Below are 10,344 nucleotides of genomic sequence, written 5' to 3' on the forward strand. Positions count from 1 at the left end.
CCGGTCAGCGAGTGGTGCGGGAGCCACGGCGGGTGCGGCCCTTGGTCGCGTACATGGCCGCGTCGGCGGCGGAGAGCGCGTCCGTGAGGAGCGGCACCGCCAGCTCCGCGACGGGGCAGACGCCGACCGAGGCGGCCAGCGGGAGCAACGTCCCGTCGTAGGGCAGCGGCCGGTGCAGTGCGGCGGTGAGCGCGTCGAGGTCGACGGCGGCCAGGTCCCGGATCACGGCGACGAATTCGTCCCCGCCCAGGCGTCCGGCGGTGCCGTTGTGTCCGCACCAGGCGCGCAGCCGGTCGGCGGTGGCGGCGAGGGCGGCGTCCCCGGCGGCGTGGCCGTGGGTGTCGTTCAGGTTCTTGAAGTGGTCGAGGTCGACCAGGAGCACGGCGGCGTTCGGGTGCCGGCGGACGAGGTGTTCGGCGCGGGCGGTCCATCCGGCGCGGGTGTGCAGGCCAGTGAGCGGGTCGCGGCGGGCGCGGGCGAGACGGCGGGTGAGGATGCCCCCGTGCACGGCCCAGCCGAGTAACGGCACGATGCTCGCGGCTATGTGCAGGTCCATGACCTTGTCCCCTTGTCGATGGCGGTTGGTGTGGGCGGAACCCGGTCCCAGGAGCGGCGGCGTGCTTGGCGGCTTGTGCGTCGCCCCTGGAACCGCTCAGCGGCGGTGCTGCGAGGCGATGAGCGAGCGGACGACCAGCGCGCAGACGGCGACGGACGCGCCCGTGATGGCGACGGCCAGGAGCATCGAGACCAGGACGGCGCCGACGACCAGGACCACGGCCGTACCGCCGCCGACGAGGGCGAGGACGGCACCGGGGGTGAGCTGGACAGTCGGGCGGGCCGAAGCGACCGGGGCCGGGGCGGGCGTCGGGTGGTGCTGGGCAACGGTGGTCGGCTCGACGACGGCGGGCGGGGAGACGAGCCCGGTCGGCATGGGCATGGTCGGGATCTTCGGGCGGAACATGGCGGTTCTCCCTTCGCGGCTACTTGGTGAGGGCGGTGTCGATAGCGGGGGCCAGGACGCTGTCGGCGAGGAGGTAGCCGCCCAGGAGGAGGACGGCGACGAGCCACCAGGGCGGGCGGAGAAACTTGACGCCGAGGTAGCCGACGACGGCGAGGGCGAACCAGAGCGGGACTTCCATGGCGGTGTCTCCTAGCGGACGCGGCAGCGGTGGGTGCGGGCGGCGAGCTGGGCGGCGGACTGGCTGGAGTAGTCGGCGGACCAGCCGCAGCGGTCGGCGGTGCACACGGCGGCGTACTTGGTCTGGCCGTGGCGGTCGCGGTGGGTGCCGATCTGCACCGGGCCGATCCGCATCACGGAGTGGAAGTGGTCGCGGGCGGGCATGGCGGTCAGTCCCTCCGGGTGGTGGTCGGGTCGGGGAAGGTGGCGCGGATACCGGCGGCGGTAGCCGGGTCGGTGGTGCGCTGTGCGGCTTCCTCGGCGAGCAGGTGGGCGAGGTAGGGCCGGTCGGCGGCGGTCATCTCGCGGGCGCTGTCGAGGTAGTCGGCGGCGGTCAGGTCGGCGGGGTCGGAGGTCATCTGTCGTTCCTTCCTGTCAGGCGAGCTGGGCGGCGATGGCGTCGGCGAGGTGAGGCGGGACGCCGAGGCGGGCGCGCAGGGTGTCGGTGTCGATCGGGGCGCCGGTGCGGGTGCGGTAGTCGGCGGCGACCTTGCGGGCGTGGTCGAGGAGGACGGCCGGAACCGCGGGCGCGGGAGTCGGCTCGGGGGCCGGGAGCGCCGAGGGCTCATCGGCCGGGGCCACGGCGCGGTCCGACTCGGGCTCGGTCGTCGTGGTGACCGGCTCGGGTTCGGGCTCGGGTTCCGGGGCCGGGGCCGGCGGGGTTGTCGGCTGGTGCCTGCTGGAGTGGGCGAGGAGGGTGCCGCCCAGGAAGGCGAGGGCGGGCCATCCGGCGATGCCGAGGCGGAGCAGGGCGGGCGGGTCGGCCAGGTCGAGGAACCCGGCGGTGGCGACGTTCGCGCCGAGCGAGGCGAACAGCGCGATGATGAACCAGCACCAGGCCAGCCGCGACGGACCCTCACTGCGCAGCCGCCGCCAGGCCGCGACCAGGAGCAGGTCCACGCTGACCGGGTAGGCCCAGGCCTTCCAGCCGTCCTGTCCGGCAGCGGCGGCCAGGTCGCGCAGGTGGGCGAAGGACAGGGCTCCGGCGATGACGGCCTGGACCAGGACTGCGTCGACGCGCAGGCCGGGACGGGCGGCCATCAGGACTCCTCACCCGTCGGCGGCTCGGGGAGCGAAGCGGCCAGGGAAGGACTGACGGCGTCGACGAACTCGAGGTCAGCGCCGATGGTGTCGGCGTAGAGGGCGAGTTGGCCCAGGAGCAGGACGGTGCGGGCGAAGTCCTCGCAGTCGGGGCACATGGCGGTCACTCCTCCTCGGAGTCGGTGTCGGGCGTCTCGTAGAGAGGGCAGTCGCGTTCGTCGTGGTCGATGCCGGTCTCGGCGCCGTCGAGGTCGCCGCAGTGCTCGCAGAACATCCGGGGTCCTTCCTGTCAGCAGGCGTGGAGGGGGTAGGGACCTGGCGCGGAAGCGGTCGCGCCGACCGTGGAGCTTGGAGGGTCAGGCGGTGGCCGGCGCCGACTTGGACAGCGGCACCAGAGCTTCTGAGGTGTTGGTCAGCTCGGGCCGGAAGGGGGCCAGTTCGGGCAGGTCCGGGGTGCGGTCGGCGTACCGGTTGCACGTGTTCACGGCCTGGCGGAGCGAGGTGTGCGGGGCGCGGATGCGGTGCCAGCCGCCGGTGGAGTCCCCAGCGACGGCGAGGCCGCGCAGTTCGGCGGGGATCTGGATGGCGGCGAGGACGGCGTCCGGGGAGATGTCGCCGAAGGCCATGTTGGCGGAGGTTTCGTCGTTGACGCGGTGGGCGGTGCGGCCGGTGAGCTGGGCGCGGAGCATGGTGATGCCCTTGCCGAGTTCGGATCCGAAACGCTGTCCGCAGATCTCCAGGTAGATGCCGGCGGCGCGGCCGAGCTGGGCGAGGCGGACCAGGGCAGTAATGATGCGGTCGCGCCGCTTCTCCTCGACCTTGCTGGCGAACAGGGCGAGTTCGGCGACCTCGTCGACCAGGACCACGACCGGAACGGGCCGCAGGTGGTCGGGCAGGTCCCAGATGTCGGCGGCTATCTCGGCGTCCGGCACGGCGGAGGTGATCCGCTGCTCGGCGCGGATGAGCTGATAGATCCCTTCCATGCGGGACACGAGCGCGTCGAGGAGGTCGGCGGCGGTGTCGGGGTTGTCGGCCAGCGCGGAGAACCGGCGGGCCAGCGGGAACAGCTCCACTCCCTGTTTGCAGTCGATGCCGACCAGGGCGACGTCCATCGGGGCGAGCCCGGCGACCAGGTTGCGCTGGTAGACGGATTTACCCGACTCGGTGGCGCCCAGGGTGAGGGCGTGCGGGACGGCCCGGTAGTCGCGGTAGTGCACCGAGCCGTCCTCACGCAGGGCGACGGGGACCCGCATCGGGCGGGTGTCGAGCTTGGCGGGCATCTGCACCCGCTTGAGGACGTCGTAGCCGGTCATCCGCACTTCCACGACACCCGAACGCACCTCACGCGAGGTGACCCCGTACATCGAGAAGGAGTGGCGCAGCCGGTCCGAGGCGGCGGCGACGTCGAAGGCGTCCTGGCCGGGGCGCAGACCCAGCCGCAGGACGAGGCCGGTCCGGGTCGGCCGGAAGCGCAGGATGCGCGGCGGGCGAGCGGCCGGCACGTCCTGGTTGGTGAGCCGGGCCAGGGCCAGGCGCCAGCGCGAGGGCGGGACCGTCAGACCACAGGCGTCCATGACGGAGGCGTAGCGGAACGCGACCCGCAGGCTCGCGAAGGTGACGCCGAAGGTCAGCCAGTACCAGGCGGGGCGCCGCCACCGCAGGAGACCCGCAGCGGCGACGACCAGCACCAGAGCGACCGTCGAGGCGGTCATGATCAGGCCGCCTTGGAGTTCGCGGCAGCGGCGACCAGGGACGTGACCGCGACGGCGCGGAAGGCGATGCCGTGCCGCTTCTGGCCGTTGAAGTCGTTCTCCCACGGCCGGGCGATCAGGCCCGTGAGCGCGACCGGGGTACCCATGGTCAGCTCACCCGAGATACCCGGCTCGGGCACGGTGATGGACAGGATCTCCACCTCGTCGTTCGCCGCGAACATCACGTCCACGGTCATCAGCTTCGCGCCGGTCTCCATGTCGGTGGCGATCTCGCCGGTACGGCGGTCCTTCACCTTGGGCTGGGGGGTCTTGGCGACCATCACGGTCGCGGCGGAGGTGTCGACGGGGATCTGACGCATGAGTGCGCTCCTAGCTAGGCGTTGTTCGTTGGAACTTGACGTACTTAGTACGTCGGCATGCAATGAGGGTGCACCTGAAGCACTTAGTACGTCAAGTAGGTTCTCGACGGCTGTAGGTCGGATGTGCTGCACTTAGTGCGACAAGCACTGAGAGGGGCTATGGCCGAGTTCACCGGACGCGCGAAGTACTTGGAGATCGCTGACGACTTCAAGCGCCGCATCCGCAAAGGGGAGCTGACTCCTGGTACCAAGCTGCCGTCCGAGACCGCGCTGATGGACACGCACGACGTCTCCCGCACGGTGGCCCGGCAAGCGATCTCCCGCCTGCGCGAGGACGGCTACGCCCGCTCCCATCAGGGGAAGGGCAGTTTCGTCACGCTTCCCGAGGAGCCTCGTCCGGCAAAGCACAGCTCGGAGTTCGAGGAGATCGCCGGGTACCTGACTGAGGTCCGCGAAGAAGTGCGTCGGCTGGCTGAGCGGATGGACCAGCTTGAGCAGTTCGTGCGGACACAGAAGCAAGACGGCTGACCAGCGCCTCAGCGCGGCGTCCGAGTGCAGCCACCTCCTCGCCAAGTTCCTTGACGTCCCTGATGAGTTCCACCACTTCGGCCGGGGTGAGCGGCATCGTGGCTCCTTCTTCGCGGTTCGACCTGACATTCCCTGTGGTTGTCAGCAACGCTAGGACGGGGCTGCCGGAGGACCCCGGAAAATCTCTCCGGGGTCCCGTGTAGAGACGGGGGGACGCTCTTGCCATGCGAGGAATGACCACGAACCTGACCATCGGTGAACGCGTCGCCTGGTACCGCCGCAGGCGGGGCATGTCCCAGGAGGTGCTGGCCGGGCTGGTCGGCCGGACCGTCGACTGGCTGAGCAAGGCTGAGAACAACAGGATCGAGCTGGACCGGCTCTCCGTCATCAAGGCGCTCGCCGACGCCCTGGATGTGACCCTTGGTGATCTGCTCGCCGAACCGACTCTGCTCGACTGGACGGCCGACAGTGGAACACGCACGGTGCCGGCGCTTCGCTCGGCCCTGATGAACTACCGCCAGCTCACACCCCTCCTGGGCGTCACGACCGAGGGCGAGCCGACACCGCTGGACGAACTCCGCAACAACGTCGCAGAGGTGTGGGACGCCTACCAGGACTCGCGGTACGCGTTCGCGACCCGTCGTCTGCCCTTGCTCCTGGCGGACGTGGTCATCGCCGCCCAGGCGTACGAGGGGCGGGAACGCGAACAGGCCCACGAGCTCATGGCGATGACATACCAGGGCGCTGCCATGGTGCTCACGAAGCTCGGCGAGACCGACCTCGCGTGGATCGCGGCCGACCGCGGTTTGGCCGCTGCCCAGCAGTCCGGCAACACAGTGGTCACCGGGTCCCTGTTCCGCTCCGTGGCTCACTGTCTGCTGTCCAACGGACGGTTCGAAGCCGCGACGCAGCTGGTGGGAGATGCGGGGGAGTTCCTCCGCCCCGGTCTTGACGACGCGGGCCCCGAGTTCCTGTCGATCTACGGGACGCTCTTCCTCGCGGGGTCCATGGCGGCCGCCAGAGCGGAGGACCGCGCAACGACGCGAACCTTCCTCGTGGAGGCGGACCGGGCCGCGCGGCACCTGGGAGCCGACGCGAATCACGTGTGGACGGCCTTCGGCCCCACGAACGTGGCCATCCACCAGGTGGCGACCGCCGCAGAGCTGGGAGACATGCAGGTCGCGGTAGACCTGGGCCCGCAGATCGACACGAGCGGCCTGCCGACTGAGCGCCGGACCCGGCACAACCTCGAAGTGGCCCGAGCCCTCAGCGCCCACAACCGTGCGGACGACGCACTGGCGAAGATCCTCGAAGCGGAGAGCTGGGCACCTGAGCAGGTACGCAGCCACTACCTCGCCCGCGAACTGGTGCTCACCTGGGTCCGCAACCAGCGAGGCCGGCCGAGCCGGAGCCTGGCGGACCTGGCCAACAGGCTGCATGTCGTCTGAGCTGGGTACGCTCGACTGCATGGCGCCGACTGAACAGGAAACGAAGATGGCGCATCCGCGTATGGCAGCGGGTGCGCTCTTCTTTGATGCCGCTGGACAGGTCCTTATGGTGGAGCCGACCTACAAGGACTACTGGGAGATCCCCGGCGGATACGTCGAGGTCGGCGAGTCCCCGCTGCACGCCACCAAACGCGAGGTGCACGAGGAACTGGGCATCACACCGCCCATCGGTCGTCTGCTGGCCGTGGACTGGGCCCCGAGTGAGGCCGAGGGCGACAAGGTGCTGTACCTCTTCGACGGTGGCCAGTTGGACCCGGAGGACTTGGCTCGGATCACCTTGCAGCGCGAGGAGCTGAGGAGCTTCGCGTTCGTCTCTCCGGAACAGATTCCGCAGCGCACCATTCCGCGCCTGGCCCGACGCATCCTCGCGGGTGTGGAGGCGCGCGACGTGGCAGCACCGGTCTACCTGGAACACGGACAGAGGCCCGGCAACGAGGCGGCGTGACGACAGCCGCCCGTACATCACCGACTACATCTTCTGGGCCATGAGCTACGAGTTGTCAGCCGCCACCAATCGTGGACCGAGCTACGGCCCGTGAGCCGTTCGCCCTGTGAACAACGACCAGCGCGGTAAGACTTTCCCTACTTCATCAAGTGCCCGCGCACGGCGCGGGCGCGCGCCGCCTCTGCGGCGCGGCCTGCCTCCTGTCTGCGCCCCGGCTGGCCGCGCCCGGCGGCGCGCTGCGTGCGTGCGGGCAAGGACGGGATGTGCCCTCCAAGTCCAAGACCATGCCTCCGGCGGGGGATCGGCCGGCACCGGGTGGGAGGGGGCGCCGTTCTCGGCCGAAGGCACGTCGTGGTGCGCGTGGTGGGCTCCCATCCCGTCCGCCGCCGACCCAGGCAGAGCCGAGCAGACGCGGCCCATGGCGTCCAGGTCGTTCGTGCAGTGGCGCGCTCCACCTGGACGCCATGGACCACGCCCGCTCCACGGTGTGTGGGTCGACGGCGGACGGGATGGGAGCTGGGGAGAGTGGTGGCTTCAGTGAGAAAGGCGGCACTCAGCGCCGTAGCCTGAGCTTTATGACACTGATGAGCACAGACTGCGGGTGGTGTGGGCGTCACGCGAACATGAAGCCTTGTGCGCCTGCTGTTCGGCTTCGCGACCGCGCCAGTGGTTACGGCTGGACTCAAGTAGAAGTTCAACAAGCGTGCACATGCGACTACTGCGGAGGCATTAACGTTGCTACCGGCGAAGCCGCCGAGCGTGCTCTGGCTGAGCGAACCCTTGTGGACTCTGAGGTTGAGCACTGGTTTCCTACCGCGAAGCCAGTGCACGAGTATGAACACGTTCCTGTCACGATTGCAGCCGCCGCCAACGAAGCTCATGGGTGCCTTGCGGCTGGATACCTCCGCGGTGCAGTGGCAGTAGCCCGCTCCGTTGTCGAATCGACAGCCAAGGTTAAGGGAATGACCGGCGCGAATTTGGCGCAGATGATTGAGCGCATGTACAGCGCGAAGTTGATTAGGGAGCATGTGCGGGATGCCGCTGATGAAGTGCGCTTCAGCGGCAACGAAGTCGCCCACGGAGATCTCGTCGACGAGCCCATCCCTCAAGAAGACGCTGCGGAGATCCTGGGGTTGATGGACGAGATTCTCGAAGAGGTATTTGAATCTCCTGGCCGTGTGGCTGAGCGCAAGAAGAAGAGGCTCGCCCGCGACACGCCACAGCCCTGAGGTCCTTTGGGTCACCCGCACTGCCTTCCGCGCCCTCAATGCGTTCTACAGCCTCGGGGCCATTGCCAGGTACTGACCTCTAGTCGTTTCCCCTCCTTGCCCACAGGGCATTTACACGCTCCCTCTGGCCTGTGTAAATCCAGGTCGGTACCGGCGGCGCCCCTGAAGTGGCGATGCAGTAGTCGCCGTAGGCTGAAAAAACCGTACCAATGCGAGAGGAGGAAAGTTCTTCATCTGTGAAAGTTGTGAGTGAGTCAAGGCGCCGGTCAAGTGTCTCACTCTTCGCCTCGGCTGATCGCCAAGCCATAACTTCAGCCAGCTGTGTGAAGGCGGCTCCAGAGGCCAAAGCAACTACGATCAAGCGTGCAAGAATAATATTGTTGTCGCCAGAGGTTATTGGGATGGCGATGAGGATGGCCCCAAGAGCTGCAATCGAAAATATCCACAGCATGCGTCCGTAGTAGTCTGCGGCTGACTTGTACAGATGCTTCCCCCAAAAGGCATTCTCTTGGAGATGTTCGCAGAGTCTCTTCATGCCAAGAGAAGCCTCGCTAGCGAAATAGTCTGCTGGAACAGGGGAGGGGAGTGATTCTCCTGCGGGTGGAGTTACGCGACCAAACCAGTTACTGAGGTCGACTTTTTCGCCGACTGTTCCGAGAGCGTCAAGCAAGAGGCCGCGCATCCTTCCCTCCTCTCCAGCTGAGTGGCATTTCGCGGCTCTATTGCGCGTGACCCAGGATGAAATCTGGACGCCCAACGCGATCAGGGCGGGAACATAAGTCAGTGGACTCGCGATGAAGACCGATGTGACGCTAAGAGAAAAGGTTGCCACCTGGAGCCACCTACTCGCCCTGTAACCCTTTGCTGCTTTCTCAAGCTGTGCATTGGCCAGTGCGATGATTTCATGAGACGACGCTTGAGAACTGGTCACCTAGCAAGCTCCCCCAGTGATCGAGAGCCCCTCGCGTATCCCCTTGTTGTTCGCACCGAAGGGCCTTACTGGCGATGGCTCGTGCAACAGAAATTGAAGTAATGTGAGCTTTTTGGCGTGTTACGGATGAAGTTTCCGCAATCTCGAAGAACTCAACTATCGCACGCGTGATCGATGGCATCCGAAAACGGAACGTGGCGCTCGCGATATTCTCGATCTCGTAGGATGCGAGGGGCTGGCCGTTTTGTTTACTCCACCATTTGATTATCTGGATGAGGTGAATGAATTCCCCTCCGAGTAGCGCACCTTTTCGATTGATATCTTGATTGCGCTCCTCTGGGGCGTATGCATTCCATCGGTCTCGATTGGCTGACGGAATTTTATAGATTCCACTCTTGGGCTTACTGATATCGGGAATGGCCGGGATTACGTCAACGTCTGGACCTTGGGCGAAGTGTATGCGAACTGTATTTTCCGAGATGTGTGCTTCGTGGTATCTGGATTTAAGGGTGTCCAGAAGTCTTGCTGTGATGGAACGGGGGGTGTTTTCCGCAGACGGGTGCGGACTCAACACTGCTACGACGTCTACGTCGGAGAACTCTTGAATCGCCGTTGAGCGGGCAATAGAGCCAGTTATCTTGCATTCTTGCACCGTGGCTGTCTGGGAAAGGAATTGACAAATTTCCTCAGCTCGCTGTAGTGCCTCATCAAGCTCCTGTTGACTCAAGCTGATGCGTCTTGCGAAGAGCTCGAAGGTTTTCTCCAAAGTGGCGTTCATGTATTCGATGCGCTCGGATCCTCAGGTGAGGGGGATGGCAGGGTTGGTCGCACGTCATTTTGCCCTAGGAATCCTACGCTCGGTGGTTGTTCGGAGGACACCCACCATGGGCTTGCGGGCCGTCTCTGGGCCGTCCGAGGTCGACCAACGCTGACAGTCAGCACCCGCAGGTGACCACCCCCACCCCGCTCTGGCCTGGGGTCCCGGCGATGATCTGCCACACTGGACGTGTTATGCCTGCACCCGGAGAACTGAGCTGACGTGCGCTGATCCCACGCGCCGGGAGCCACACCGGGCGAGTGTCTAACTGCGTGACAACGGCGGACAAGCTCGGACGTCTGCGGACCATCACTGCACGTGAAGGACACACCCTCCCAAGGCAGGGCTCACACCCAAGTTGCTTCGGGACGAAGAGGTCGTCACGCAAGGTCTCGCTGCCACGCTTCCGCCGGCGCGGCTTGCTCTGGTCGACGGCATGGCAGCGTGGCCGAGGCCAGTGGGGGTGCAGCGAGACACACGCGTGCGTGGTCGGCCGGCGCGCCCGCCGTCGTGGCTGACTGTCGTCGGCTGAGGTTCAGACGGGCAGCGTCGAAGGTGTCCGTCGTAGACAACCGGCCGAACCGTGATGATCAACCC

Annotated in this window: 15 protein-coding genes; 4 read left to right on the plus strand and 11 right to left on the minus strand. The window is 66.7% G+C overall.

The features are described from left to right. Window positions 1–4: 4 nt before the first annotated feature. The 9 genes from AC3ET3_RS08130 to AC3ET3_RS08170 form a co-directional block, all read right to left on the minus strand. Window positions 5–556, minus strand: a complete 552-nt coding sequence (locus AC3ET3_RS08130; protein WP_435611892.1) for a GGDEF domain-containing protein — start codon at window positions 554–556, stop codon at window positions 5–7. A gap of 96 nt (window positions 557–652) precedes the next feature. After that, on the minus strand, window positions 653–961 hold the full coding sequence (locus AC3ET3_RS08135) for a SpdD-like protein (RefSeq protein ID WP_435611893.1): 309 nt from the start codon (window positions 959–961) through the stop codon (window positions 653–655). Window positions 962–980: 19 nt separating this feature from the next. Further along, on the minus strand, window positions 981–1,139 hold the full coding sequence (locus tag AC3ET3_RS08140; RefSeq protein WP_107055801.1) for a hypothetical protein: 159 nt from the start codon (window positions 1,137–1,139) through the stop codon (window positions 981–983). A gap of 11 nt (window positions 1,140–1,150) precedes the next feature. Then, window positions 1,151–1,342, minus strand: a complete 192-nt coding sequence (locus AC3ET3_RS08145) for a mobile element transfer protein (RefSeq protein ID WP_161368208.1) — start codon at window positions 1,340–1,342, stop codon at window positions 1,151–1,153. A gap of 5 nt (window positions 1,343–1,347) precedes the next feature. Beyond that, the gene (locus AC3ET3_RS08150) at window positions 1,348–1,536 is read right to left on the minus strand and encodes a hypothetical protein (RefSeq protein WP_435611894.1); all 189 of its coding nucleotides are present in this window, start codon (window positions 1,534–1,536) and stop codon (window positions 1,348–1,350) included. Between the two features lie 16 nt (window positions 1,537–1,552). Next, on the minus strand, window positions 1,553–2,218 hold the full coding sequence (locus AC3ET3_RS08155; RefSeq protein WP_435611895.1) for a DUF2637 domain-containing protein: 666 nt from the start codon (window positions 2,216–2,218) through the stop codon (window positions 1,553–1,555). Then, a complete protein-coding gene (locus tag AC3ET3_RS08160) occupies window positions 2,218–2,376 on the minus strand; it encodes a hypothetical protein (protein ID WP_435611896.1) in 159 nt (52 codons plus the stop codon). Before AC3ET3_RS08160 ends, AC3ET3_RS08155 begins: the two co-directional genes overlap by 1 nt. A gap of 198 nt (window positions 2,377–2,574) precedes the next feature. After that, window positions 2,575–3,930, minus strand: coding sequence for an FtsK/SpoIIIE domain-containing protein (locus tag AC3ET3_RS08165; RefSeq protein ID WP_435611897.1), 1,356 nt, complete (start codon window positions 3,928–3,930; stop codon window positions 2,575–2,577). Between the two features lie 2 nt (window positions 3,931–3,932). Beyond that, window positions 3,933–4,289, minus strand: coding sequence for an SCO3933 family regulatory protein (locus AC3ET3_RS08170; RefSeq protein WP_435611898.1), 357 nt, complete (start codon window positions 4,287–4,289; stop codon window positions 3,933–3,935). Window positions 4,290–4,448: 159 nt separating this feature from the next. Here AC3ET3_RS08170 and AC3ET3_RS08175 point away from each other — a divergent pair, with 159 nt between their 5' ends. From AC3ET3_RS08175 to AC3ET3_RS08190, 4 genes are all read left to right on the plus strand, one after another. After that, window positions 4,449–4,817 (plus strand): GntR family transcriptional regulator, encoded by a 369-nt coding sequence (locus tag AC3ET3_RS08175; RefSeq protein ID WP_435611899.1) that lies wholly within the window; start codon window positions 4,449–4,451, stop codon window positions 4,815–4,817. A 233-nt stretch (window positions 4,818–5,050) separates the two neighbouring features. Beyond that, window positions 5,051–6,265 carry a helix-turn-helix domain-containing protein gene (locus tag AC3ET3_RS08180; protein ID WP_435611900.1) on the plus strand — a complete coding sequence of 405 codons (1,215 nt, stop codon included), beginning with the start codon at window positions 5,051–5,053 and terminating at the stop codon, window positions 6,263–6,265. A gap of 19 nt (window positions 6,266–6,284) precedes the next feature. Next, window positions 6,285–6,770, plus strand: coding sequence for an NUDIX domain-containing protein (locus tag AC3ET3_RS08185; RefSeq protein WP_435611901.1), 486 nt, complete (start codon window positions 6,285–6,287; stop codon window positions 6,768–6,770). 824 nt (window positions 6,771–7,594) lie between these two features. Next, window positions 7,595–7,999, plus strand: a complete 405-nt coding sequence (locus AC3ET3_RS08190) for a DUF4145 domain-containing protein (protein WP_435611902.1) — start codon at window positions 7,595–7,597, stop codon at window positions 7,997–7,999. Window positions 8,000–8,078: 79 nt separating this feature from the next. On the opposite strand, the gene AC3ET3_RS08195 is transcribed toward AC3ET3_RS08190, so the two are convergent. Beyond that, a complete protein-coding gene (locus tag AC3ET3_RS08195; protein WP_435611903.1) occupies window positions 8,079–8,930 on the minus strand; it encodes a hypothetical protein in 852 nt (283 codons plus the stop codon). Beyond that, entirely contained in the window at window positions 8,902–9,708 is an 807-nt protein-coding gene (locus AC3ET3_RS08200) for an SMODS domain-containing nucleotidyltransferase (RefSeq protein ID WP_435611904.1), read from the minus strand. Before AC3ET3_RS08200 ends, AC3ET3_RS08195 begins: the two co-directional genes overlap by 29 nt. Window positions 9,709–10,344: the final 636 nt, after the last annotated feature.

The organism is Streptomyces sp. bgisy159 (genome assembly GCF_057707805.1).